The organism is Moryella indoligenes, assembly GCF_030812885.1.
GTDB classification, from domain to species: domain Bacteria; phylum Bacillota; class Clostridia; order Lachnospirales; family Lachnospiraceae; genus Moryella; species Moryella indoligenes.
Genome location: NZ_JAUSTO010000009.1, coordinates 54,658 through 81,374, shown reverse-complemented (window position 1 = coordinate 81,374; position 26,717 = coordinate 54,658). Strand labels below are relative to the sequence as shown.

Here is a 26,717-nt window from a genome sequence, read left to right as displayed (position 1 = left end):
TTTCATGAATTATTCTTTTCTTTTTGGACCGTCTGGAAGCGGAAAGACGAGCTGTGCTTTTCGGGAGATGGCAGAGGACTCTCTGTCTGCTCCCGGAAAGCGCTTTTTTATTCTGGTTCCGGAGCAGCACGGGATGCTTGAGCAAAAGCGGCTTCTGATGCTGCATCCGCGGCATGCCTCGGGCAATGTGGAGGTGATGAGCTTCAACCGCCTCGCATACCGTGTGTTCGCGGAGCTGAATATCCGAAATCCGGAGTTTATGGACGACAGCGGCAAGGCCATGGTGCTAAGGCGCGTGGCCTCGGAGAGGGCGGGAGCCCTGCTCCTCTGGAGAGACAGAATGAAGAAGGCGGGCTTCACGGAAAATGTAAAGTCCATGATATCCGAATGCTTTCAGTATGGCGTGCGTCCGGAGGATCTGCGCCGCGCGTCGGAGCAGGGACTTCCGCTTCCGCTCCGCAGAAAGCTTTCAGATCTCTCCGTCCTGTATGAGGGATTTCGTCAGTTCATCGAGGGAAAGAGTCTCCCGAAGGAGGAACTGCTTCAGATTTTTGCAGATCACATCGAGGAGAGCACGCTGCTCAGGGGAGCCGTGTTTCTTTTCGATGGATTTACCGGCTTCACACCGGTGCAGTATCGTATCATAGAGCGGCTGTTTGCCGTTGCGGAGCGGCTTCGCTTTGTCGTGACGATCGGGCGAGAGGCGGATCCTTATCACAGAACGGGAGAAGAGGCGCTCTTTCACATGAGCGCAGAGATGACCGCGAGGCTCATTGATCTCGGCTCGAAAAATGGAGCTGTGCACGATCGAGATGTGGTTTTGAAGACGGCGCTTCGCTTTCCCGAGGGGGGAGCGCTGGATTTTCTGGAGCGGCACTTTCTGCGATATGACGGAGAGATTATGCGGGAGAGTCCGGCTGCGATTCGTCTGCTTGCAGCGGCAAACCCGGCGGGAGAGGTGTCGCGCTGTGCGGAGGAGATTCTGCGACTGGTGAAGCGGGAGGGCTGCCGCTATCGGGACATTGCGGTGGTGGCAGCAGATTTCGAGTCCTATGCCCCGCTGCTTCAGCATGAGCTTCGGCAGCAGGAGATTCCCTGCTATTTCGACAGACGCTTAAGCGTCGCCGCAAACCCGCTTCCTGAGCTGCTTCGCGCGGCGCTGTCCTGTGTGACGGAGAGCTTTTCCGGAAGAAGTTTTCTCCGCTTTATGAAGTCCGGGCTTGTGACGGAGGACAGGGAGGGGGCTGCGCTCTGTGACAGCTATATGTCTCTCTGTGGTATCCGCGGGTTTCAAAAGCTGTCCGCTCCCTGGGAGTATGTACCGCCGTCCATGCGTGAGGAGTCACTGTCGCAGCTGAATGCACTGAAAGATGAGGTGTTGTCGCTTCTGATTCCCCTGCGGGAGCTCTTTAAGGAGCGGGAGGCCACGGTCGGAGAGCTGGCGCGCTGCCTGCGGGAGCTGATGGAGAAGCTGAAGGTGCAGGAAAAGCTCGCCGCGATGCACCGGCATTTTGAGGAGACCCAGGACGCAGAGCACGCGAGGGAGTTTCAGGGCGTGTACGATGAGACAGTGCGCATTCTTCTGGAGATGGAGCTGCTGCTGGGAGAGGAGCGGCTGGGTCGGGAGGATATGAGCGGCGTTCTGGATGCAGGATTGAATGAGATACGCGTGGGACAGATTCCCGCCTTTGCAGATCGCGTGGTGGTGGGAGATCTGATGCGCTCCCGCCTCGGAGAGATCCGCTATCTCTTTCTTTTGGGTGCAAATGACGGTGTGCTGCCGAAGCGGAAGCAGGAGGGGGGCGTGCTGACAGACCGCGAGAGGGAGAGCCTTAAGAGAGCCGGAATACAGCTTGCGCCAACTGCGAGAGAGGATCTCGGAATGCAGCGCTACTACCTTTACCGGGTTCTGACTCAGCCTTCCAGAGGACTGTACCTCTCCTTCGCGGCACAGGATAGTGCCGGGCACGCGCAGAGTCCCTCCGGTATTGTGAATCATATTCAGAGTTTATTTCCGGAGCTTCAGCCTGAGACAGCGCGTGCGGAGGAACCGGAGCTGCTCTCTTCTCTGATGGCGGAGCGGCGACTGTTAAGAGAACTGCGCGCGCTCCGGGATCGGGAGCCGCAGGGGCGTGAGGAGGAGCTCTGCTTTTTTGAACGTTTCCTGCCGGCCTACTGTGAGGAGAAGACGCAGCTTGACAGAGCCGAGACGCTGATCTCTGCCGCCTGTTTTCGCCATGAGGCAGAGCGTCTGGCTCCGGAAGCTGCGCGTGCGCTGTACGGAGAGCTGATTCAGGGCAGCGTCACAAGAATGGAGGAGTTCTGCCGCTGCCCTTACAGTCATTTTCTGAAGTATGGACTGAAGCTTCGCGAGCTGCAGAGCTTTTCGATCGAGAGCCAGGATATCGGAACGCTGGTGCATCGGGCGTTTGAGCTAGTGTTTCGGGCTGCCGGAAGGAGCGGCAGCTCTCTTCCGGAGCTCACGGCAGCAGAGAGAGAGGAGCTGGTAGAGCGCTGCATTGCGGAGGCGCTTTCAGAGGATAGGCGCGGGCTGTACAGGGACAGTGCGAGGAATGTGTGGCTTATTCAGAAACTATCAAAGCTTGTGAAGCGGGGCGTCGCAGTGATGACGGCGCAGCTGTCACGCGGGGATTACAGACCGCTTGCGGCAGAGCTTACATTTTCCGCGGAAAAAAATGCGGCGCTGGAGCAGAGGCTCCCGCAGGGAATCCTGCGTCTCGGCGGCAAGGTGGACCGCGTGGATCTCTGCGAGGACGGAGATCGAATCTATGTAAAAATTGTGGATTACAAGACAGGAAAAACGGGCTGGGAACCGTATCGTATTCTGAGCGGCTCACAGCTGCAGCTCCTCATCTATCTGGATGCCGTGACGGCGCTTCTTTCCGCAGAGCATCCGGAGAAAAGGATTGTTCCGGGCGCACTGTTCTATGCGCCGGTTGCGGACAGCTTCTGCCGGCGTGAGAAGGTGAGGGGCGCGGAGGAGGCTTTTCGGGAGAGTCTTAAGGATATGAAGCCTAGCGGTCTGCTGAACGTGGATGACAGTGCGATGCAGCATCTTTCGCAGGTTTTGGAAGAGGCTTCGGACATTCTGCCTGTCAGGGTGAAGGACGGTGCGCTGGTTCCGACTGAGCAGACGGTCTCGGAGCGTCGCTTTGGGCTGCTGAGGGAGTATGCGAGGCGCAGGGTATCACTTGCAGGAAGCGAGATTCTCTCCGGTGCGGCAGAGGCGCTGCCGCTGGAGGAGGAGAGGCAGCAGGCCTGTGACTACTGTCCGTACGGAGCAGTGTGCGGTTTTGACCGGAAGCTTCCGGGCTACGGCTACCGCAGGAACCGGAAGCGGGCGGCACAGGAGGTCTGGGAGGAGATAGACAGGAAACTTTTGGCCGGGACAGCAGAGACGGAAAAGCAGGGGACAGAGGAGGGAGCAGTATGACAGTCTGGACAGCGGAGCAGACAAGTGCCATTGCGCTGCGACATCGTCGCCTTCTGGTGTCGGCGGCGGCAGGAAGCGGAAAGACCGCAGTGCTCACGGAGCGCATTGTGCAGAGAATCAGTGATCCCGCGGAAGCGGTGGATATTGATGAGCTTCTCATCATGACCTTCACGCGGGCTGCTGCCGCTGAGATGCGGGAGCGCATACGAAAAAAGCTCTCGGAGCGACTCTCCGGCGGCGAAGCGGAGGTGAGTCCGGGAGTGAAGCAGCGCCTAAAAAAACAGGTTGCGCTGCTGGAGCTTGCTCAAATTACGACGATAGACAGCTTCTGTCTCTCTGTGATCCGGGAGCATGCGGATCTCACGGAGCTGGATCCGGCTTTTCGCGTCGGCGGAGAGGAGGAGCTTTCGCTTCTCAGGGCGGATGTGATGGAGGAGCTTCTGGAGGAGCGCTATGCGAAAGGAGAGGCGGAGTTCCTGCGCTTTGCAGAGGGCTTCTCTCAGGGTAAGAGCGATGCCGGGATCGGAGAATATGTGCTGTCTGTCTATCGCTTTTCGGAGAGTGCAGCCTGGCCGGAGGAGTGGCTCGCAAGCTGTGTGCGAGAAGCGGAGGAGAGCGCAGCTTCCCGGGAGGCGGCAGCAGGAACAGCCTGGGCGCGAGACCTTGTCACAGAACTGAAGCGCTATGCCGCGGCCCTTCTGGAGCGCGCGGAGGAGGCGCTTAAGCTGTGCCGGGAGGAGGATGGTCCTTCGGGCTACGGGCCGGCGATACAGGGAGAGCAGCAGAGGCTTTTGAAGCTATCCGCTGCAGAGAATCTCACGGAGCTTCAGTCCGCGCTCGCTGCATTCGCTTCCTTTGAAAGGCTCGGCAGAAATCCGAAGGGTACGGATCCGGAGAAGGCCGCGAGGGCAAAGGAGCTCAGGGAATTTTGGAAGGGGGAGCTTAAGAAGCTGTATGAGAGCTTTGCAGAACAGGAGGAGATACAGAGCGCGGAGGACAGAAAGGCGGAGGCAGAGACTGTCAGAGTCATCTGTGAGCTGACGGAGGACTTCCGCGCGCGCTACAGGGCGAAGAAGCGGGCAAGAAACCTGCTTGATTTTTCGGATCTTGAGCATCTGGCGCTCTCACTGCTCTGGGAAAAAGCGGAGGACGGAAGCCGGAGGCCCTCTGCGCTCGCGCGGGAGTATGCAGAGCATTTCCGAGAGATCTACGTCGACGAGTATCAGGATTCAAACGGTGTGCAGGAGGCTCTGCTTCAGGCGATTGAGCACGGCGAGCTCTTTCTGGTGGGCGATGTGAAGCAGTCTGTTTACGGCTTCCGTCAGGCACGGCCGGAGCTCTTCATGGAGAAGTACGGACACTACCGGAAATATGACATCTCCGGACCGGACTCTGCGATGCCGCCGGAGGGCTGCGATACCCGTGTGGATCTCAGAAAGAATTTCCGGAGCCGAGCAGAGCTTCTGAACAGCGTGAACGCTGTCTTTCAAAAGCTGATGGACACACCGGTCGGCGGCATCCGCTATGATGCGGATGCGGCGCTTTATCCCGGCGCGGACTTTCCGGAGGGAAGCAAAGGCGGAGCCTATGAGAGTGAGCTGCTGCTCACGGAATTGACGGATGATGCGGAGGAGACGAGGGAGGAAGCGGAGGCCCGGCTCATCGCAGGGAGGATCCGGGAGCTCATGGATGCAGAGACGGGTCTCCGGGTGACAGAGGACGGAATTCTGCGTCCGCTTCAATACAGTGATATTGCGATTCTGCTCCGCTCGGCGCGGGGCAGCTCGGAGCGCTATGTCAATGTGCTGATGGGGGAGGGCATCCCTGCGGAGGCAGAGCAGCATACGGGTTATTTCAGCGCACCGGAGGTGAAGACCGTGCTCAGTCTCCTCTCTGCGATTGACAATCCTTTTCAGGATATTCCGCTCGCGGCGGTGCTGCACTCGCCGCTTTGCGGTCTCTCGGAGACAGAGCTCGCACTCCTCTCGGCAGAGGGAGAGACGCGCCTTCTTGCGCAGGGAAAGGAGAAGTCCGCGCTGTGGGAGCGTCTTGCAGCAGTGCGGGGCGCGGGGCGCTTCCCAGAGGCGGAGCAGAAGCTGGAGCACATACTTCAGTTTCTCGACGGGGCGGCGCAGAGGGCGAGCTACTTAAGTCTCCCGGCGCTGCTTCGGGAGCTCCTCTCGGAGAGCGGGTATCTAAGCTATGCGGCGGCGCTTCCCGGCGGCGAGGTGCGGAAGGCCAATCTGGATATGCTGGTCACGAAGGCCGGGGAGTTCGAGCGAACCGGCTATCGGGGACTCTATGACTTTGTGCGTTACATCGAGCTCCTGAAAAAATACAATACGGACTACGGCGAGGCCCAGACAGGAGAGAGCCGGGGGGATGCAGTGCGCATCATGACGATACATAAGTCAAAGGGGCTGGAGTTTCCGCTCGTCTTTCTTGCAGGAACCGGGAAGCGATTCAATCTCCGGGACAGCAGTGCTGGGATTATTGTGGATCAGGATTTCGGCATCGCTGCGGACTGTGTGGATCTTAAGCTTCGCACGAAGGGAAGCACGCTGAAGAAACGGGCGCTCGCATGGCACATGAGGACACAGTTTCTGGGAGAGGAGCTGCGGGTGCTCTATGTTGCGATGACGCGGGCGAAGGAGAAGCTCATTGTCACAGCCACAGTACAGAATGCGGAGAAAAGACTCTCAGAGCTGGAGACCGCGTCAGATTTCCGTCCGGACAGCGCGGATGTGCGGGCAGCGGGCTGCTGCCTCGACTGGCTCCTGCTTGCGATGCGGGGGGATCCGGCACGCTGCTGCTTTCGCGTGACGCTGAGAGCGCAGGAAGCGCTCGCCGCGGAAATGGAACAGAGCGGCGCAGAGGCGGAGGCGCTGGAACAGCGCCTCCGGGCGCTCATAGTTCTTCCGGCCTCGGAGGAGGGCAGGGAACAGCTTGCGGCGCTCCGTTTTTCTTACCCGCATGAGGCGGATACGACACTCTATGGCAAGCGCTCTGTCTCAGAGCTGAAATACCTGGGGCAGGATGAGGATGATGCCGATGCCTGGCGGCCGGACTTCACGGCGCAGAAAGAGACGGAGGCAGAATCTGCGGCGAGCGGAGCAGAGCGCGTGCAGAGAGGCAGTCTTCGCGGCGCTCAGCGCGGCACAGCTTATCACAGAGTGATGGAACACTTCGACTACAGTCTGCTCACAGGAGACGGGGGAGCGCCCTCTGAAACCCAGATTCGGGCTGCACTCTCAGAGCTCATCGACTCGGAGCTCTTCACAGAGGAGGAGAGAGCTGCGCTGAAAACAGAGGATTTTGTGTGCTTCTTCTGCTCGGAGCTGGGACAGCGCATGGCGCACGCCATGCAGCGCGGGGTGCTCCGGAGAGAGGCGCAGTTCGTCATGGCAGTTGCCGCTTCAGAGCTTGATCCGGGCACGGCCTCTGAGGAGCCGGTGCTTGTGCAGGGCGTGATCGATGCGTGGTTTGAGGAGGAGGGCGAGCTGGTGGTCGTCGACTACAAGACAGATCATATCGCTGCAGAGGAGGAACTGAAGCGGCGCTATCGCGTACAGCTTGGACTCTACGCGCGGGCGCTCCAGATGATGGAGGGGAAGAAGCCATCGGAGCTGCTGCTCTGGTCCTTTGCTCTGGGCAGGGCAATCCGCTTGTGAAGCAAGGGAATTTGCTGTATACTGCGCTAAGGAAGCACTGCTTTAATCAGTATGCTTCAAAAGGATTCACTTTTATTTCAGAAAGGATGCAGCATGACGAGACGAACGCTCAGAGAGCATTGTTTTAAGATGCTCTTCTGCACGGATTTTTACCCTCCGGAGGAAGCGGAGGAACAGATCGAGGATTATTTTCGTTCCCGCGAGGAGGAGGAGACAGACACTGAGGGGCGGACAGAGCTCGTGCACCGGGTTCAGCTCTCCCCCGAGGAAGAGGCAGAGTGTCATGAAAAGGTAGATGCCTGCCTTCAGAGACTTCCGGAAATCGACAGGGCGCTGGAGGAAGCCTCCGAGGGCTGGAGCTTAAAGCGCATGGGGCGCGTGGAGCTCACAATCCTTCGCCTTGCTCTCTATGAGCTTCGCTATGACGAGAGTGTACCGGAGAAGGTCGCGATCAACGAGGCGATAGAGCTCGCAAAGAGATTTGGCGGGGAGGAAGCTCCGTCCTTTGTAAACGGAATTCTGGCGAAGCTGGTCTGAGATGGCTGGAATTTATACAGTCACAGCGGTGAATTCTTACCTTGGGAATCTGTTTCGTGAGGATTTCCTTTTGCGGAGAATACGCGTTCGCGGCGAGGTTTCCAATGTAAAGTACCACAGCTCAGGGCATCTTTACTTCACATTGAAGGATGCGGGAGGGACTCTTTCGGCCGTTATGTTTGCGAGTCAGAGGAAGGGTCTCTCTTTTCGGATGCGGGAAGGTCAGAAGGTCATTGCGGATGGCTCGGTGGAGGTCTATGAACGCGGTGGGGTATATCAGCTCTATGCGACGAAAATAGAGGAGGAGGGACGCGGAGATCTGTATGCGGCCTTTTTAAAGCGCAAGGCAGAGCTTGAGGAGATGGGAATGTTCTCCGGGGTGTATAAGCAGGAGATCCCTGCGCTCGTGAATACCCTTGGCATTGTTACCGCGCCGACCGGCGCGGCCATACAGGATATCATCAATGTCTCCACCAGAAGAAACCCTTACATCCGTCTGGTGCTGTACCCCGCACTGGTGCAGGGGGAGCACGCGGCAGAGAGTATCGTCCGCGGCATACAGGCGCTTGATGCATACGGGGTGGACGCTATGATTGTAGGGCGCGGCGGCGGCTCGATCGAGGATCTCTGGGCCTTCAATGAGGAAGCTGTGGCGCGGGCCATCTTTGCATGCCGGACACCGCTTATCTCCGCTGTGGGACATGAGACAGATTTTACGATTGCAGATTTTGTTGCGGATTTGCGCGCGCCGACGCCGAGTGCGGCGGCAGAGCTCGCGGTGACAGATATGGGACGCTTTCTGTCAGAGCTCAGGCAGTATCGCGAGCGACTCCTAGGGGCGCTGCGGCAGAAGCTTGATTCGGAGCGGACTGCAGTGCGGGAGGCGGAGCTGAGACTCAGGGTCAGGACTCCCGGACACAGGATACGGGAGAGACGCTCGGAGACCGAGGCTCTGCGCCTGAGATTGTTGAATGTGATGCAGGAGAAGCAGAGCGCGGTACGGCATCGCTTCCAGAGGAATACAGACCGGCTGGAGGCACTGTCTCCGCTGCGGCGGCTTACAGGCGGTTTCGCCTATATTCAGGACAGTAGTTCGCGCGCAGTGCAGGCGGCAGCGGAGCTGCACAGGGGCGAACACATCTCCCTGCGCTTCTCAGATGGAAGCATAGAGGCAGTGACCGCATCGGATCCAAAGCCATTGTGATAAAAGCGGACAGCCAAGCGGACTGTATACTGCAGTGCGGCATCAGAAATAAGAAAAAACATACAGACAGCTCAGCTGAGCGGGAGGACAGGTAAGCAAAAATGGAAGGCACAACAGGAGACAAACGACCGGGAGGAAGAAAAAACACGGTTGAAGCATCCCTCAAAAAACTGGAAGCAGTTCTTGAAAAGCTGGAGGATCGGGGCACGCCGCTCGAGCGGTCTTTTTCCCTCTATGCACAGGGAATGGAACTGGTGAAAGATATCAACGCAAAGATTGATAAGGTAGAAAAGCAGATGCTGATACTCGAGGGAGAAGGCCATGAGTGAATTTCATTATGACAGTACGGAAGTGAATGGAATCCTGCGGGAATTTCTTCCCGAGGTCAGAGGATTGCAGAAGACGGTGATCCAGGCCATGGACGAGGCTGTGGAGAACGGCGGAAAGCGGGTGCGGCCCATCTTGATGTATGAGACCTGCCGCTGCTTTGCCGAGGCCTGCGGCGAGGAGAAGGAGCAGTGGATTGGAGATATCGCCCCTTTTATGGCAGCAATCGAGATGATACACAGCTTTTCGCTGGTGCATGATGATCTGCCCTGCATGGACAACGATACCCTGCGGCGCGGAAGGCCCACAACCTGGTACAGCTACGGTGAGGCCATGGGGACGCTCGCGGGAGACGGGCTGGTGCTGGAGGCGATGTACATCGCCGGGAAGAGCGCCGCAGAATCAAAGGAACCCGGACGAGCGGCGGAGGCGCTGCGTATTCTGGGAGAGAAGAGCGGCATACGCGGAATGCTGGGCGGACAGTCCGTGGATGTGGAGGAGACAGGAAATCCGCTTGATGAGGATCAGCTGAATTTTATCTATCGTCTGAAGACCGCTGCGCTGATCGAGGCCTCTCTGATGATAGGAGCGGTGATCGGCGGGGCCACGGCGAGAGAGACGGACACGATAGAGAAAATCGGAAAAAACATTGGCATCGCCTTTCAGATCCGCGACGATATTCTCGATGAGATTTCGACGGAGGAGGAGCTGGGAAAGCCGATCCATTCGGATGAGAGAAACAATAAGACGACCTATGTCACGCTGTACGGTCTTGAGAGGGCTGAGGCCGAGGTGCGCCGACTCTCTTCCGAGGCGAGGGAGCTGCTCGAGGAGCTTCCGGGAGATAAGGAGACTCTGCTTTCTCTGATAGAAATGCTGACGGAGCGGACACACTGAGGCTTTCGGAGGCGGGAAGAGGATAGGAATGGTACTGGAACGGATCAACGGACCGGAGGATATACGAAAAATACCAAAAAATGAGCTGCCAAGGCTGGCGCAGGAGATCAGAAGCTTTCTGATCGAGAGCACCAGCGTTACCGGAGGTCATCTCGCCAGTAACCTCGGCGTCGTGGAACTCACGATGGCGATGTACCTTGCGTTTCAGCCCCCGAAGGACAAAATCATCTGGGATGTGGGACATCAGTCCTATACGCATAAGATACTGAGCGGCAGAAAGAATGCCTTTGCAGAGCTGCGCCGTTTCGGGGGAATTGCGGGCTTCCCGAAGCGCGGGGAGAGCCCCTGCGACGCCTTCAATACGGGCCACTCCTCGACCTCCATTTCTGCGGGAGTGGGAATGGCGGCGGCACGGGATCTGCGCGGAGAGCATTATCATATTGTCTCCGTGATAGGAGACGGTGCGCTGACCGGCGGTATGGCCTATGAGGCGCTGAATAATGCCGGACGTCTCAGGAAGAATTTTATCATCGTTCTGAACGATAACCGCATGTCCATCTCAGAAAATGTCGGGGGAATGTCGCAGTATCTGAACTCCATCCGGACCTCGGCGGGCTACAACCGTCTGAAGGAGCAGGTCGCGGGTACGCTGGGAAATCTACCTGGCATCGGCCCGAATATCGTGGAACATCTCAAAAACACCAAGAACGGGATCAAGCAGATGTTGCTTCCGGGCATGCTCTTTGAAAATCTCGGGATCACCTATCTGGGACCGGTGGACGGACATGATATCCGCACGCTGGTGCGTACCTTTGAGGAGGCAAAGCGCCTGAACCACGCGGTGATCGTTCATGTTCTGACAAAAAAGGGGAAGGGCTACAGGCCGGCGGAGCTAAGACCCGATCAGTTTCACGGCGTGGGGCCCTTTGATCTCGCGACGGGCAGGGCAAAGAAACAGAAGGAGTTTCCGGACTACACGGATGTGTTTTCCAGAAAGCTTATCTCCATGGCAGAGCGCGATCCGCGCATCGTCGCGGTCACGGCCGCCATGCCGGATGGAACAGGGCTTGCTGCCTTCGGAAAGAAGTTGCCGGAGCGCTTCTTTGATGTGGGAATCGCCGAGCAGCATGCGGTGACGAGCGCCGCAGGTCTTGCGGCAGGAGGAATGAAGCCGGTGGTCGCGGTCTACTCCTCCTTTTTGCAGAGAGGCTTTGATCAGATTCTGCATGATGTCTGCATTCAGAATCTGCCGGTGGTTTTTGCGATTGACCGGGCGGGACTTGTCGGAGCGGACGGAGAGACGCATCAGGGCATATTCGATCTCTCTTTTCTTGGCTGCATCCCGAATATGACCATACTTGCGCCGAAGAATCTCTGGGAGCTGGAGGATGAGCTGGAATTTGCCTGTTCCTACGGCGGGCCCATTGCCCTGCGCTATCCGAGAGGACAGGCTTATCGCGGCCTTCCGGAGTTCCGCAGTCCGATCCGGTTTGGCCGGGGAGAGCTGCTCTATGAGGAGGAGGAGACAGCGATCGTCGCGGTCGGAAGCATGGTCAGCACGGGGGAGCACGTCAGAAGCAAGCTGAAGGCAATGGGACATCCATGTACGCTTGCAAATGCCCGCTTTATAAAGCCGATTGACACAGAACTCCTCGCACATCTGGCGGAGCATCACAGCCGCATCGTGACAATGGAGGAAAATGTTTTAAACGGGGGATTCGGCATGCGCGTTGCGGACTGGTACCGGGAGCACCATCCGGAGATCTCCGTCACGCATATTGCGCTTCCGGACGCCTATGTGGAGCACGGGGATGTCTCTGTACTCAGAGAGCATCTCGGCATAGATTCGGATTCGATACTTAAGAAGTTGAAGGAACTGTACAGATTATGAAAGAGAGACTGGATGTGCTTCTGACCGCACGTGGTCTTGCCCCCAGCAGGGAGAAGGCGAAGGCCCTGATCATGTCTGGAATCGTGTATGTCAACGGGCAGAAGGAGGACAAGGCGGGAACAGGCTTTCCGGAGGATGCAGAGATAGAGCTCCGTGGAAGCACGCTGCGCTATGTGAGCCGCGGCGGTCTGAAGCTTGAGAAGGCGGTCGCGGAGTTCGGTGTGCGGCCGGAGGGAAAGATCTGCATGGATGTCGGCGCGTCCACTGGCGGATTTACGGACTGTATGCTTCAGAATGGAGCGGTGAAGGTCTACGCGGTCGATGTCGGCCACGGGCAGCTGGACTGGAAGCTCCGGAACGATGCGCGCGTCGTCTGCCTTGAGAAGACCAATATACGCTATGCGACGAGAGAGCAGGTTCCGGATGAGATTGCGCTCTCCTCGATTGATGTCTCCTTTATTTCTCTCTCAAAGGTGCTTCCCGCAGTGCGAAAGCTCCTGCAAACAGAGGGAGAGGTGGTCGCGCTCATCAAGCCGCAGTTTGAGGCGGGGAGGGAGAAGGTCGGAAAGCACGGCGTCGTCAGGGATCCGGAGGTCCACAGAGAGGTGATTTCTTCCTGCGTGCGCTATGCTGAGGAGAACGGCTTCCGGGTGCGCGGCCTCACATTTTCCCCGATACGGGGACCGGAGGGGAATATTGAGTATCTCTACGATCTTGTTCTGCGAGATCCGGCTGATGCAAAGCACATGGCACAGGAGGTTCTGAGCGGCGCCGTCGAGGCACAGATCGCTGCTGTCGTGGCAGAGGCACACGCGGCGCTGGACCGTCCGAAGGAGCAGAAATGAAGCGATTCTGGCTGTTTGTAAATACGGAGAAGCCGCAGGCGGAGCGTGTCGCAAAGGACATTCGCGCGCAGCTCTTTGCGATGGGCGCATATTCCGTGGAGATCACAGGAAGCGTGCTGGGGGAGGAGATCGCCGGCGCGACGGACTGCGTGATATCGCTTGGCGGGGATGGAACCATTATCCGTGCCTCTCACTGTATTGCAGGAAGCGGAATCCCGATTGTCGGCGTCAATCTTGGGCACATGGGATATCTCACAGCTGTGAGTCAGGAGAACGAAATTCCGGGTATGCTCACGGCGCTTCTTGGTGGAGATTTTAAGATCGAGGAGCGGATGATGCTGGAGGGATGCATCGTTCCGGCGGGCGAGAAGGAAAGTGTGGAGGGAAGTCCTCTGCGTGCGCTGCCGGGAGAAGCGGCGGAGCGGAGGAGGCTTGCGCTGAATGAAATTGTCGTATCCCGGAAAACGAATGCAGGGCCCGCACATTTTCGCGTCTCGGCCAACGGGGTTTTCTTGAATGAATATAAGGCGGATGGTATAATTATTTCTACACCTACCGGCTCCACGGCCTATAATCTGAGCGCCGGAGGGCCAATTGTGGATCCGGTTGCGAGAATGAAGATTCTGACTCCCATATGTCCGCACGCTTTGAATCGATCGAGCATCGTGCTGAAGGCGGAGGACAGGCTGGACATCGAGATTCCGGGAGAGGAAGGCGGAGTGCAGAGTGTGAGCTATGACGGAGCCGTGGTTGAGGAGCTTTTTGCGGGGAGCACAGTAAGGGTTGTCGAATCCCAGCTGACGACGCGGCTTATACGTCTGAACGGAGATACCTTTCTCACGCAGCTACGAAGGAAGATGAGCGCACTGTAGGAGAGAAGAGATGAAGCTTGAACGACACTCAAAGATTGTGGAGCTGATCGGGAAATATGAGATTGATACGCAGGAGGAGCTCGCAGAGAAGCTAAGAGAGGCGGGCTTTCGCGTGACGCAGGCCACTGTCTCCCGAGACATACGGGAGCTGAAGCTCACGAAGGTTGCCATGGACAACGGGAGACAGCGCTACACGGTGATGCAGCCTCGGGACTCCTATTCCGAGAAATATATCCGCATCATGCGGGATGGCTTTGTTTCCATGGATCGGGCGCAGAATATCCTTGTGATCAAGACGGTCGCGGGTATGGCCATGGCAGTCGCGGCCTCTCTGGACGCGCTGCATATGCATGAACTGGTTGGCTGCATCGCGGGGGATGATACCATCATGTGTGCAGTGCGCTCGGTGGACGATACGATTCAGCTTATGGAAAAGCTGAAGAGAATCACGGGTACTCGTCCAGAGGGGGAGCGCGCCCGATAATCTATTTTTGAACAGGAGAGGAAGATGCTTCTAGAGCTGCATATCAGAAATTTCGCGCTGATTGAGCGTGCCGACCTCACATTTCAGGAGGGCCTTACTGTGCTCTCGGGAGAGACCGGAGCGGGAAAGTCGATTCTGATCGATTCGATTTCAGCGGCTCTCGGCGGAAAAACAGGCGGGGCTTCTATACGGACAGGGGCGGAATATGCCTATATTGAGCTGCTTTTTTCTGTTGAAGAAGAGGAGCTTCTGCACCGTATCCGCGCCCTCGGTGTTCAGCCCGAGGCAGATGGAACCCTGATACTCACGAGGAAGATCATGCCGGCGAGAAGTGTGTTCCGTGTGAACGATGAAACTGTGACCGCGGCGCTCCTTAAAAAGCTGACAGCTCTTCTCATAGATATTCATGGTCAGCATGAGGTGCAGACGCTCTTTGATCCCGGGCGTCACCTGGAGCTCGTCGATCTGATGGCGGCGGATGAGCTTGCCACACAAAAGGCTGCTTACAGCACACGTTTCCAGCGCTATGCGGAGCTTAAGAGTCTGCTCAGGAGAGAGGCGGATCAAGAGTTTCGGGAGAGAGAGAGGGAGCTTCTCGCCTATGAGGTACAGGAGATAGAGCGGGCGGAGCTCACGCCCGGCGAGGAGGAGGCAATCCGTGCGGAGTTCATAAAGATCAGAAATTCCGCACGGATACAGGAGGCGCTCGCTTCCTGCACGGAGCTCCTCTCCACAGACGCCGTGTCGGAGGCGCTCAGAAAGCTCTCGGCGGTGGAGCAGTACGCGCCGGAGCTCCGTGTGCTCTCAGAGCAGCTCTCAGAGCTTGATGGACTGCTGGGGGACGCTCTTTATGCGGTGAGAGAGCAGATGGAGGGCGCAGAATTTGATGAGGAGAGGCTTCAGCAGCTCTCGGAGCGCCTGGATCTGATCCACGGACTTCAGGATAAGTATGGGGACGATGTGTCCGGCATCCTTGCAGGGCTTGAAAAAAAGCGGGAGAGGCTTGATTTTCTGCTTGGTTTTGAAGAAAAACAGGCAGAGCTTAAAAAAGAGGAGCAGATGCTTGCCGAAGAGCTGAAGACTCTGGCGGAGAGCATCCGTGCGCTGCGGGTTCAGAGCGCCGGACAGCTTGAGAAGCAGGTGTCCGGGGAGCTTCGCTCTCTGAATTTTTCCGGCGCGGATTTCTCCGTGCAGTTTTCCAGACAGGAGCTCGGAGCAAACGGCTGTGACGGCGCAGAATTTTATATCAGCACAAATCCGGGAGAGCCCTTGAAGCCCCTGAGAACTGTGGCGAGCGGAGGCGAGCTCTCCAGAATTATGCTTGCGCTGAAGACAGTGCTGGCGGACAGAGACGAGATTCCCACGCAGATTTTTGATGAAATTGACGCCGGAATCAGCGGAAGGACGGCGCAGAAGGTCTCTGAGAAGCTGTTTCGCATCGGCGGCACGCGTCAGGTGCTCTGCATCACCCATCTCCCGCAGATCGCGGCGATGGCGGATCACCATTATCTCATCGAGAAAGAGAGCGATGCTGATAGTACCAGAACTGCGGTGCGGGAGATCTCCGGAGCGGAGATCACCGCGGAGCTCGGACGTCTGATCGGTGGCAGTGAAATTACAGCGGGCGTATTGAAAACTGCGGAGGAGATGAAGCTTCTGGCAGAGCGCGGGAAGCAGAGTCTTCGGCAGGTCTAGGAGCGGAGAGTACAGCAGTATGCTTTGGAGGGAAAAAGCATGAAAAATATACTTTTTGTGGCTTCGGAGGCAGTACCTTTTATCAAGACGGGAGGGCTCGCGGATGTTGCGGGTTCTCTGCCGAAGTGCTTCGACAGGAGATATTTTGACGTACGCGTCATGATTCCGAAGTATCTCTGCATCTCGGAGGAGCTGCGGTCCCGGTTTGAGTATGTCAGCCACTTTTATCTCTACTACAACGGACAGAATCGCTATGTTGGAATATTGAAGTATGTGGAGGACGGCATCACCTTTTACTTTATTGATAATGAGGGGTATTTTGGAGGCTTCAGTCCCTATGGTGACTGGCTGTATGATCTTGAAAAATTTGCGTTTTTCTCTCAGGCGGCGCTGTCTGCGCTTCCTGTGATCGGCTTTCAGCCGGATGTTATACACTGTCACGACTGGCAGACGGGGCTGATTCCGGTCTATCTCAAGGATCGTTTTCGCGGCGGAGAGTTTTTCAGGGACATCAAATCTGTGCTCACGATACATAATCTGAAATTCCAGGGCGTGTGGGATGTGAAGACGATACAGCGGCTCAGCGGTCTGCCGGACTATTATTTTGCTCCCGACAAGCTGGAAGCATATAAGAATGGAAATTATCTGAAGGGCGGCATCGTCTATGCAGATGCAGTGACAACAGTCAGTGAGAGTTACGCGAGAGAGATACAGCTTCCCTTCTACGGAGAGGGACTTGACGGACTGATGCGTGCGCGATCCAATTCCCTTCGCGGCATTGTAAACGGAATTGATTATGAGGAATTCAATCCGGAGACAGATGCACTGATTGTACAGAATTACAGCCTGAAGACTTTCCGCAAGGAAAAGAAAAAAAACAAGCGGGATCTGCAGCGTCAGCTTGGACTTTCAGAGGACGAGCACAGGTTCATGGTGGGGATTGTCTCCCGCCTGACAGACCAGAAGGGACTGGATCTCATCAGCAGTGTGATGGATGAGCTATGTTCGGAGGATATTCAGTTTGTGGTGCTCGGAACGGGAGAAGAGCGCTATGAGAATATGTTTCGCTACTACGACTGGAAGTATCAGGACAGAGTTTCCGCACAGATCTACTACTCCAACGAGATTGCGCATAAGATCTATGCGGCCTGTGACGCCTATCTCATGCCCTCGCTCTTTGAGCCCTGCGGCCTGTCGCAGCTGATCGCGCTGCGCTATGGAACCCTGCCCATCGTGCGGGAGACCGGAGGACTGAAGGACACGGTGATTCCCTACAACGAGTACAAGAACAGCGGGACCGGCTTCAGCTTTGCAAATTACAATGCGCAGGAGATGCTGAATACACTGAATTATGCAAAGATGATATACTACAGCCGCAGACGTGACTGGAACAGGATCGTAGACCGCGCCATGCAGGAGGACTACTCGTGGCATACCTCGGCGCTCAAATATCAGGAACTTTATGACTGGTTGATCGGTTACTGAAGATTAAGAGAAAAAGAGAAGAGCAGAGCTTAATGAGTATATTTAATCAGATTCTTTCCAATCAGGTTTTGATGAGTGCAGTCATGAGCTGGTTCGTGGCGCAGGTACTGAAGGCGCTCCTGGATCTCTGGACCACCGGAAGCTTCACAGTGGAGCGTCTCTATGGAAACGGCGGAATGCCGAGCTCTCACAGTGCAACTGTCTGTGGGCTCGCTGCCGGGGCAGCCTTTGCCCGCGGCTTCGGCTCCTTTGAATTTGCGATCAGCTTTGTGTTGGCTATGGTCGTGATGATTGACGCGATGGGAGTGCGCAGGGAGACCGGAAAGCAGTCACAGCTCCTGAACCTGATGATGGAGGAGAATTTCTGGAATTTTGACAACCTCGCGGAGTTTCAGATTAAATTAAAGGAATTCATCGGTCATACGCCGCTTCAGGTATTCTGCGGCGCGGTTTTGGGTATCATTGTTGCAGCAGTGGCGGAATACGCCTTTTATTAAAGATCTGCAGGCATCGGAAGGCGTGCATTTATCCGGTGCCTGTTTTTATGCGGAGGAGGAAGGATGAAACAAGGGTGGTTCGTGCGGCGTTTTGCCGTCCTCTGCCTTGCCGTGCTTTTACTGTCCGGCTGTGCCGCAGCGGAACCAAAGGAAGAGACTGTTTTACTGCCCTACAGTGAGCAGCAGATGCTTATGCTTGTACTGTCTGCCAGACAAGAGACGGAGCAGCTGTATACAAATGAAATCTGGAAGGTGACACTTGGCAGCGGGGAGAGCTATAAGACGCGTTATCTTCGTGAGCTCAGGAATTTTTTCCTGGAGCTCTGTGCGCTGAATGGAATGGCGGAGGAGCGCGGCATACGGCTGGACACGGAGGAGAAAAAGCAGCTTTCCGCGGCTGCTCAGATTTTTTATGAGAGCTCTGTTCGCGGACAGGAAGCGCTCTCCGGGCTGAAGCCGGAGGAGACGGAGAATATGTTTTATCAGTACGCGCTCGCGCTGAAGCTGAAGGAGTCCATGCTGGGTGACCGGAAGACTGAGATCAGCGAGAGCGAGGCGAGAGTGGTGCGTCTGGAGGAGCTTCAGGCCGAGAGCAAAGAGGCGGCAGAACAGCTCAGGACAAAGGCGGGGAACGGAGAGGAGCTGAAGCTCCTTGCTAAGAACAACCCTGCGCGACAGGTACGTCTCCGTGTACTTGTGCGCGGAGAGCTTCCGAAGGATGCGGAGGATGCGCTTTTTGCGCTGGAGGACGGCGCAGTCAGTGAGGTGCTTTCGCTGGAGGGACGTTACTCCTTCTTTCGCTGTATCAGCAGCTATGATGAGGAAGCGACAGCGGCGCATCGCGCGGAGCTTCAGGCGGAGCGGCTCAGGACGGTGGTGAAGGAGGCATATGAGGATTACATCACGGCGCACAGGATCGAGATGAATGCTTCCCGCTGGCAGAGTGTGGAGCGCGCAGCGGACCAGGATTACAGCGGTGAGAACTTTTTTTCCGCAGTCAGAGGAGGGTTTGCGCATGAGGGCACTTAAGGTCGAGGATATCCGGAGCTTTACGAGAGCACTTTTTATGCAGGACTGCTTTGATGGTTTTTTACTCGGAGAGGCGGAATTCAGTACCTTTTGCAGTTTTTCTGTGGATGGACGGGTTGAGCGCAGCTGGTTTACAGATGAGGAGCTGGAGAAGGAACAGATTGAAGCCTATGTGCGCTGGGGAAGAGTGCGCGAGCTGTGTTTTCAGCTGATACGGGGCAGGAAAACACCGGCCTCCTTCCGCATCACCCTCCGTCTTGCGCCGGGGGAGCGCGAGCGCTTCCTGAGGGAGGCGGGCTATGCTGTGGATGCGGAGCAGATTGGCAGTTTTCTTCTGAATCTCCGCTTTGAGAAGGGGGAGCTGAGCTGTGTCAGCCTGGCCTCTCTCAACTGCTTTCCGCCCGAGCGCTCTCTGGAGGAGGCCTGGGATCAATGGGCGCAGCGCTTCTTCCGGGAGTATAAGCTGGCGGTCTCTGTGCTGTAGCTGTGTAACAACTGTTTCTCTGCAAATCAGATAAAAGTAAAAAATGGCGGTGCAGGCCATAGGCAGGAGGTGCCATGAGACGTTTTGGAGATCAGAAGAAGCAGCCGGAGGAGCTATTCGGAGCCTGGGAGACGACTGAATCCGGTGCGGCAGATACATCTGGAGAAGAGGAGGCAGGTCTGGATCTTCTGGAGCTTTATCTGGAGGAGCTCAGAGCGGTTCCACAGCTCTCTGTTCAGGAGGAGGCAGAGCTCACAGGACGCGCTGCTATGGGAGAGGAGCATGCGAAACAGCGCCTCACGGAGGGCTATCTCATGTATGCGCTTACGCTTGTGAAGGACTATATGGGAGGGCCGATTTCCGTTTCTGAGCTGATCGCTGTCGCAAATCTCGCCCTGGTGCAGGCGGTCAGCCGCTATCTTGCAAATGCTGTGACTTCTGCAAAAAACACGGAAGGGGAATTGGAAAGCGCTGTGCTTCGTGATACGATAACCGCAGAAGTAGAGGCTGCGTTGAAGCATTCCTGTGAGGAGGCGCAAAGCAGCGGTCAGGAAGAGCAGGCGATTGCAGAGCGCTTGAACCGCCTCACAGAGATATCCCGCGTGATGGCGACGGAGCTCGGGCGACAGGCCACAGAGAGTGAGCTCGCCGAGCGGATGAGAAGCACAGAGGAGGAGATACGGGAGCTTGTCAAAATGAGCATGCAGGCACTTTGAATTATGGATGACAAATTCAGAGAATTTCCGATATGATAAGGCACAGGAGAACAGTCGTAAGCTTTGAAAGGAGTACTATGGGCGTTAGAAGAGTCTATGTGGAGAAGAAGCCGGACTATGCCGTTCGCGCAAGAGAGCTCGCGGAGAATATCCGGAGTTATCTCGGCATAAGCAGCATAAGCCGCGTGCGGGTTCTGGTGCGCTATGACATCGAAAATATGACGGATGAGAGCTATGCGCTGGCGAGAGGAACCATCTTTTCTGAGCCGCCGCTGGACAGCTGCTATGAGGAGAGCTTTCCGAAGAATGCGGATGATGCTGTCTTTTCCGTAGAGTTTCTTCCGGGCCAGTTCGATCAGCGCGCAGATTCGGCAGAACAGTGTGTGAAGCTTCTGGACGAAAAGGCCAGCCCGGTGATACGCTCTGCGACGACCTATGTGCTGAGCGGAACCCCGACGGAGGAGGAGCTTGCCGCTGTGAAGAGCTTCTGCATCAACCCGGTGGACTCCAGAGAGACCTCGGAGGAGAAGCCGGACACTCTGCATATAGACTATCCTGCGCCGGAGGATGTGAAGAGCTTTGAAGGCTTCTGCAGCATGGATGAGAAGGCGTTTCATGCGCTCTATTTCTCGCTGAATCTTGCAATGACCTACGATGATTTTTCCTTCATCCGCAGCTATTTTGAGAAAGAGCAGCGGGATCCGACTGTGACCGAGATCCGGATGCTGGATACTTACTGGTCGGATCACTGCCGTCATACGACCTTCCAGACAGAGCTCACAGATATTCGTTTTCTGGAGGGAGACTACAGAGAGCGGCTGGTGAAGAGCTATGAGCGCTACTTATGCGACCGCGAGGATGTGTTCCATGGAAGAAAGGACAAGTTTGTCTGTCTCATGGATCTTGCGCTTATGGGAATGCGAAAGCTCAGGAAGGAGGGCAAGCTCACTGATCAGGAGGAAACAGACGAGATTAATGCCTGCTCCGTGATTGTTCCGGTTGAGATCGACGGTGTCACAGAGGAGTGGCTTGTAAATTTTAAGAACGAGACGCACAACCATCCGACGGAAATCGAGCCGTTCGGAGGCGCAGCGACCTGTCTCGGTGGCGCAATAAGGGATCCGCTCTCCGGAAGAACCTATGTCTATCAGGCCATGCGCATCACAGGTGCGGCAGATCCCACCGTCCCGCTTGGAGAGACCCTCCCGGGCAAGCTCCCGCAGAGGAAGCTGGTCACGGAGGCCGCCCGCGGATATTCCTCCTACGGAAATCAGATCGGCTTGGCAACAGGCTATGTGAAGGAGATTTATCATCCGGACTATGTTGCGAAGCGCATGGAGCTCGGTGCAGTTATGGCAGCGGCGCCGCGGAAAAATGTGCGCCGTCTCACGTCCGATCCGGGAGATGTCATCGTACTGCTCGGCGGTGAGACCGGGCGCGACGGAATCGGAGGCGCGACGGGCTCCTCCAAGGTTCATACGACCGATTCCATTGAGATCTGCGGCGCAGAGGTGCAGAAGGGCAATGCGCCCACAGAGCGGAAGCTTCAGCGTCTGTTCCGTCGCCCTGAGGCGAGTACGCTGATCAAGAAGTGCAATGATTTTGGGGCGGGCGGCGTCTCCGTGGCGATCGGAGAGCTTGCGGCGGGGCTTGATATCGACCTCGACAAGGTTCCGAAGAAGTACGCGGGACTGGACGGGACGGAGCTTGCGATATCGGAGTCGCAGGAGCGCATGGCCTGCGTCATCGACCCGAAGGATGTAGAGCAGTTCCTCGCATATGCACAGGAAGAGAATCTCGGCGCTGTTCCGGTCGCTGTGGTCACGGAGAGCCCGCGCTTAAGGATGCGCTGGAGAGGCAAAACCATAGTAGATATCAGCAGAGAGTTCATCGACACCAATGGTGCGCATCTTAAGGCACAGGTTGAGGTGGAGATGCCGGTGAAGGCAGAGAGCCCGCTGACAGTGCAGCCGGTCACTGACATTCGCTCCCACTGGCTTAAGACGCTTGCAGATCTGAATGTCTGCTCTCAGAAGGGTCTGGTCGAGATGTTTGACAGCTCGATCGGCGCCGGTACAGTCACAATGCCCTACGGCGGTCTCTACCAGATGTCAGAAATTCAGACTATGGTCGCGAAGCTTCCCGTGCTGAAGGGGAGCTGCGATGCAGTGACTATGATGAGCTACGGCTTTGATCCTTACCTCTCGAAGTGGAGCCCCTATCACGGCGCTGTATATGCAGTTGCGGATTCAGTCGCGAAGATTGCCGCAGCAGGAGGAGACTGGAGAAAGATTCACTTCACCTTCCAAGAATATTTCCGGCGTATGGATGATGAGAAGCCGCGCCGCTGGAGTCAGCCCTTTGCCGCACTGCTCGGGGCCTATGAGGCGCAGAGGGAGCTGGAGCTCGCAAGCATAGGCGGCAAGGACTCCATGTCCGGAACCTTTAACGAGATTGATGTTCCCCCCACGCTGGTGAGCTTTGCGGTGGATATCGCCAGTGCCAAAAATGTGGTCACGCCGGAGCTGAAGAAGGCCGGAAACCGTATTCTTTTGCTGCGTGTGCAGCGAGATGCGGATGCGCTTCCGGATTTTGCAGACCTGAAGGCGCAGTATTCCGCGCTCTTTGAGGATGTTCTGGCGGGGCGTGTTGTGAGCTCCTATGCGCTGTCCCGCCACGGCATTGCGGAGGGCCTTGCAAAGATGGCCTTCGGCAACAGACTGGGTGTCAGGGTATCGGATGCGGTGCGCGCGGAGGAGCTTTTTGCACCGGCCTGGTGCGATCTGCTTCTGGAGGTTCCTGCGGAGCACTGCGCTGCGCTCAAGGCTCGCTGCACCCTGCTCGGAGAGGTGACGGAGCGCGCCGTACTGGCGTTTCAGAGCATGGAGCTGCCGCTTTCTGAGGCTGAGCGCGCCTGGACGGGTACGCTGGAGAAGATATTCTCAACTGCTGAGGGTGCAGAAGGAAAGGCGCTTGATACGCCGCTGTACCGCGCAGAGGCAGCAGCTGTCTGCACGCATAAGCTCGGCATACCGCGCGTCTTCATTCCGGTATTTCCGGGTACAAACTGTGAGATCGATTCTCTCCGTTCCTTTGAGCGGGCGGGAGCAGAGGTATATGCTCCCGTATTCAGAAATCGCAGTGCGCAGGACATACTGGATTCTGTCGAAGCATACAGAAAGGGGATCTCAGAGGCGCAGATTGTCATGTTCCCCGGCGGATTCTCCGCGGGAGATGAACCGGAGGGAAGCGCAAAGTTCTTTGCGACGGCCTTCCGCAATCAAAAGATCCGCGAGGAGGTGCTGAAGCTTCTGAATGAGAGAGACGGACTGATGCTCGGCATCTGCAACGGCTTTCAGGCGCTGATTAAGCTCGGGCTGGTTCCATATGCGGACATCAGGGAGCAGGCGGCGGATGCACCGACACTTGCCATGAACACGATAGGAAGACATATCAGCCGCATGGTGAATATGAAGGTCGTATCCAACAAGTCGCCGTGGCTCATGGGCGCGGAGCTCGGCGGAGTGTATGCGAACGCGGCTTCCCACGGCGAGGGACGCTTTGTCGCACCGCAGGGGACCATAGAGGCACTCTTTCAGAACGGACAGGTCGCGACGCAGTATTGCGCGCCGGACGGCTCCGTCACGATGGAGGAGGAGTGGAATCCGAACGGCTCCTACTATGCCATAGAGGGAATCACCAGTGCAGACGGCAGAATTTATGGAAAAATGGCGCATCCGGAGCGCATCGGAACTTATGTCAATATCAACATTCCTGTGCGTCAGGATATGAAAATTTTTGAATCGGGTGTTGCCTATTTTAAGTGATTCGAGTATGATAAACGCGCAGTAGTTTATCGGAGCCCTGGCTTCCGCACTGCTGGGATTATCGGTATAGGCGTTTATCACAGCGAAGAGATAAGGGGCAAGATCGACCTGACCGGTCGGTCTTGCCTTCGTTTATGAGAGGTAAGGCTATGAAGAAGGTTGTAAAGTTCGGGGGAAGCTCCCTCGCGAGCGCAAAGCAGTTTAAGAAGGCCGGGGAGATCATCCGCTCGGACAAGTCCAGGCGCTATGTAGTTCCGTCTGCTCCGGGGAAGCGAAGCCCGGAAGACATCAAGGTGACGGATCTGCTGTATCGGATGTATGATGCCGCAGGCGATCAGGTCGCCTATGGAAAGATATTTACGCAGATACGCGCGCGCTACGAGGAGATCATAGAGGGTCTGGGGCTGAATCTGAATCTTGAGGATGCCTACAGGAGAATGGAAGAGGGCTTTGTGCATCAGATCGGCAGAGATTATGCCGCAAGCCGCGGAGAATATCTGAATGGTCTGCTCATGGCGGCTTATCTCGGCTATGAGTTTATAGATCCGGCAGAGATTATCGTGTTTCATGACGACAGCACACTGGATCGGGAGGCGACGGAAAAGGCGGTTTCCGAGCGCCTCTGCGACGTTGATTATGCGGTGATTCCGGGCTTTTACGGCGCAAAGCGGGACGGAAGCATTACTACCTTCTCACGCGGCGGCTCCGACGTGACCGGCTCCGTGATTGCCGGAGCGATTCATGCGGATCTCTATGAGAACTGGACCGATGTGTCCGGTTTCCTCTGTGCAGATCCCCATATTGTCGATAACCCGGAGGTGATCGATACCATCACCTACCATGAACTGAGGGAGCTTTCCTACATGGGGGCAGGGGTCATGCACGAGGACGCAATCTTCCCCGTGAGAAAAGAGGGAATTCCGATCAATATACGGAACACGAACCGCCCGAACGACAAGGGAACCATGATCGTCGAGAGCACCTGCAGAAAGCCGCGCTTTACCATCACCGGTGTGGCAGGCAAGAAAGGTTTCTGCTCTGTGACCATCGACAAGGATATGATGAATTCCGAGATCGGCTTCTGCCGCAAGGTGCTGCAGGTCTTTGAGGACAATGGCATCTGTCTGGAGCACATGCCCTCCGGGATAGACACGATGACGATCGTTGTGCATCAGACAGAGTTTCTGGACAATGAGCAGAGGATCGTTGCGGGCATCCATCGCGCCGTGCATCCGGATCAGATCATACTTGAGGATGATCTCGCGCTGATCGCGGTAGTGGGGCGCGGGATGAAGGATCAGAGAGGAACAGCGGCACGCGTTTTTGCGGCGCTGAGCCATGAGCACGTGAATGTCAAGATGATAGATCAGGGCTCCAGTGAGTTCAATATCATCGTGGGCGTGAAGAGCCGGGATTTTGAGGTGGCGATCCGCGCGATATACCGCATTTTTGTAGAGACACAGCTGTAAGAAAAGAGGCATTCCGGCGCGGCATCATTTCTGGTGCCGCGCCAAAATGCAGTGAGCTGAAAGCAGGAGGATACCAGTGCATCAGGTGATTGTGATCGGCGGCGGTGCCGCGGGAATGCTCGCAGCCATTGCCGCGGCGGGAGCGGGCGCGAAGGTGCTGCTTCTCGAGAAGAATGAAAAGCTCGGCAAGAAGCTTTTTATCACCGGAAAGGGACGCTGCAACCTGACGAACGCGGCAGATATGCAGGAGGTGCAGGAGAGCGTGGTCAGTAATCCGCGCTTTCTCTTCAGCGCATTTCGGGAATATACGAATGCAGACATCATGCGTCTGATAGAGGAGAACGGGTGTCCGCTGAAAACAGAGCGCGGTCAGCGCGTATTTCCGGTGAGCGATCATAGCTATGATGTTATCAATGCGCTGGAGCGCGCGCTGAAGCGCGCGGGCGTAAGCTGGCGTCTCAACGCAGAAGTGTCGGGTATCGAAACAGATGTGGCGGCGGACGGCACAGCAGCTGTCAGCGGCGTACGGCTCTGCGATGGTGCGCTGCTGCCTGCGGACAGAGTGGTTCTTGCAACGGGCGGACTCTCTTACCCGGCGACAGGCTCTGACGGCGCCGGGCTTCGCTTTGCAGAGCGGCTGGGGCACCGCATCACGCCGGCTCTGCCCTCCCTTGTCCCACTGCTGATCCGTGAGCAGAGCATAGCCGCAGATCTCATGGGACTCTCGCTGAAGAATGTTTCCATTTCCATACGGGAGGGAAATAAAGAGCACTACAGTGATTTTGGGGAGCTGCTCTTCACGCATTTTGGACTGAGCGGCCCCGTGATACTCTCTGCGAGCGCGGTGGTTGGTCCGCTCCTGAAAAAGAAGGAGCTTGCGCTGTTCATAGATCTGAAACCAGCACTTTCCGGAGAACAGCTGGACCAGCGCCTGCTCAGGGATTTTTCGGATCTGCAGAACCGCGCGCTGAAGAATGCGCTCTCCGGATTATTTCCCTCAAGACTCATTTCCGAGGTGATACGGCAGTCAGGGGTATCTCCGGAGCGAAGGATTCATGATCTGACGAGGGAAGAGCGGGCTGCGCTCGTTGGCGCGACCAAGGGGCTTCATTATACGCTGACCGGACTTCGGGGCTTCAATGAAGCGATTATCACAAAGGGCGGCGTCAGTGTGAAGGAGGTGAATCCCTCCACAATGGAATCGAAAAGAATTTCCGGACTGTATTTTGCAGGAGAGCTCCTGGATCTTGACGCACTGACAGGCGGATTTAATCTTCAGATTGCGTGGTCAACAGGCTGGCTTGCCGGAAAAAGTGCGGCGGAGGAGAGATAA

19 protein-coding genes are annotated in these 26,717 nt (G+C 56.5%); all 19 read left to right on the top strand.

Annotated features, from left to right (window positions below):
- The first annotated feature begins 4 nt into the window (after nt 1-4).
- The 19 genes from J2S20_RS08180 (at nt 5) to J2S20_RS08090 (ending at nt 26,717) form a co-directional block, all read left to right on the top strand.
- On the top strand, nt 5-3,454 hold the full coding sequence (locus J2S20_RS08180) for a PD-(D/E)XK nuclease family protein (RefSeq protein WP_106612562.1): 3,450 nt from the start codon (nt 5-7) through the stop codon (nt 3,452-3,454).
- Entirely contained in the window at nt 3,451-7,125 is a 3,675-nt protein-coding gene (gene addA, locus J2S20_RS08175; RefSeq protein ID WP_307254886.1) for a helicase-exonuclease AddAB subunit AddA, read from the top strand. The genes J2S20_RS08180 and addA overlap by 4 nt, the downstream gene beginning before the upstream one ends.
- 93 nt (nt 7,126-7,218) lie before the next feature.
- Entirely contained in the window at nt 7,219-7,662 is a 444-nt protein-coding gene (nusB, locus tag J2S20_RS08170) for a transcription antitermination factor NusB (protein ID WP_106612615.1), read from the top strand.
- A 1-nt stretch (nt 7,663) separates the two neighbouring features.
- Nucleotides 7,664-8,866, top strand: coding sequence for an exodeoxyribonuclease VII large subunit (gene xseA / locus J2S20_RS08165; RefSeq protein WP_106612564.1), 1,203 nt, complete (start codon nt 7,664-7,666; stop codon nt 8,864-8,866).
- A gap of 101 nt (nt 8,867-8,967) precedes the next feature.
- Nucleotides 8,968-9,195 carry an exodeoxyribonuclease VII small subunit gene (gene xseB / locus J2S20_RS08160; protein WP_106612565.1) on the top strand — a complete coding sequence of 76 codons (228 nt, stop codon included), beginning with the start codon at nt 8,968-8,970 and terminating at the stop codon, nt 9,193-9,195.
- Nucleotides 9,188-10,090, top strand: a complete 903-nt coding sequence (locus J2S20_RS08155) for a polyprenyl synthetase family protein (RefSeq protein WP_106612566.1) — start codon at nt 9,188-9,190, stop codon at nt 10,088-10,090. The genes xseB and J2S20_RS08155 overlap by 8 nt, the downstream gene beginning before the upstream one ends.
- 28 nt (nt 10,091-10,118) lie before the next feature.
- Nucleotides 10,119-11,981, top strand: a complete 1,863-nt coding sequence (gene dxs, locus J2S20_RS08150) for a 1-deoxy-D-xylulose-5-phosphate synthase (RefSeq protein ID WP_106612567.1) — start codon at nt 10,119-10,121, stop codon at nt 11,979-11,981.
- Nucleotides 11,978-12,826 carry a TlyA family RNA methyltransferase gene (locus J2S20_RS08145; protein WP_106612568.1) on the top strand — a complete coding sequence of 283 codons (849 nt, stop codon included), beginning with the start codon at nt 11,978-11,980 and terminating at the stop codon, nt 12,824-12,826. Before dxs ends, J2S20_RS08145 begins: the two co-directional genes overlap by 4 nt.
- The gene (locus tag J2S20_RS08140; RefSeq protein ID WP_106612569.1) at nt 12,823-13,698 is read left to right on the top strand and encodes an NAD(+)/NADH kinase; all 876 of its coding nucleotides are present in this window, start codon (nt 12,823-12,825) and stop codon (nt 13,696-13,698) included. The genes J2S20_RS08145 and J2S20_RS08140 overlap by 4 nt, the downstream gene beginning before the upstream one ends.
- Before the next feature lie 10 nt (nt 13,699-13,708).
- The gene (argR, locus tag J2S20_RS08135) at nt 13,709-14,182 is read left to right on the top strand and encodes an arginine repressor (protein WP_106612570.1); all 474 of its coding nucleotides are present in this window, start codon (nt 13,709-13,711) and stop codon (nt 14,180-14,182) included.
- Nucleotides 14,183-14,206: 24 nt separating this feature from the next.
- Entirely contained in the window at nt 14,207-15,877 is a 1,671-nt protein-coding gene (gene recN / locus J2S20_RS08130; RefSeq protein ID WP_307254878.1) for a DNA repair protein RecN, read from the top strand.
- Between the two features lie 39 nt (nt 15,878-15,916).
- Nucleotides 15,917-17,362 carry a glycogen synthase GlgA gene (glgA, locus tag J2S20_RS08125; RefSeq protein ID WP_307254876.1) on the top strand — a complete coding sequence of 482 codons (1,446 nt, stop codon included), beginning with the start codon at nt 15,917-15,919 and terminating at the stop codon, nt 17,360-17,362.
- 32 nt (nt 17,363-17,394) lie between these two features.
- Nucleotides 17,395-17,859, top strand: coding sequence for a divergent PAP2 family protein (locus J2S20_RS08120; RefSeq protein WP_307254874.1), 465 nt, complete (start codon nt 17,395-17,397; stop codon nt 17,857-17,859).
- A gap of 63 nt (nt 17,860-17,922) precedes the next feature.
- Complete coding sequence (locus tag J2S20_RS08115; RefSeq protein WP_307254872.1) at nt 17,923-18,888, top strand: peptidylprolyl isomerase; 966 nt, start codon at nt 17,923-17,925, stop codon at nt 18,886-18,888.
- The gene (locus J2S20_RS08110) at nt 18,875-19,372 is read left to right on the top strand and encodes a DUF5721 family protein (protein WP_307254870.1); all 498 of its coding nucleotides are present in this window, start codon (nt 18,875-18,877) and stop codon (nt 19,370-19,372) included. Before J2S20_RS08115 ends, J2S20_RS08110 begins: the two co-directional genes overlap by 14 nt.
- A 74-nt stretch (nt 19,373-19,446) precedes the next feature.
- The gene (locus J2S20_RS08105; RefSeq protein ID WP_307254867.1) at nt 19,447-20,088 is read left to right on the top strand and encodes a sigma-70 domain-containing protein; all 642 of its coding nucleotides are present in this window, start codon (nt 19,447-19,449) and stop codon (nt 20,086-20,088) included.
- A 77-nt stretch (nt 20,089-20,165) separates the two neighbouring features.
- Entirely contained in the window at nt 20,166-23,915 is a 3,750-nt protein-coding gene (locus J2S20_RS08100) for a phosphoribosylformylglycinamidine synthase (protein WP_307254865.1), read from the top strand.
- Nucleotides 23,916-24,064: 149 nt separating this feature from the next.
- A complete protein-coding gene (locus J2S20_RS08095) occupies nt 24,065-25,384 on the top strand; it encodes an aspartate kinase (RefSeq protein WP_307254862.1) in 1,320 nt (439 codons plus the stop codon).
- Between the two features lie 76 nt (nt 25,385-25,460).
- Entirely contained in the window at nt 25,461-26,717 is a 1,257-nt protein-coding gene (locus J2S20_RS08090; protein ID WP_307254860.1) for a BaiN/RdsA family NAD(P)/FAD-dependent oxidoreductase, read from the top strand.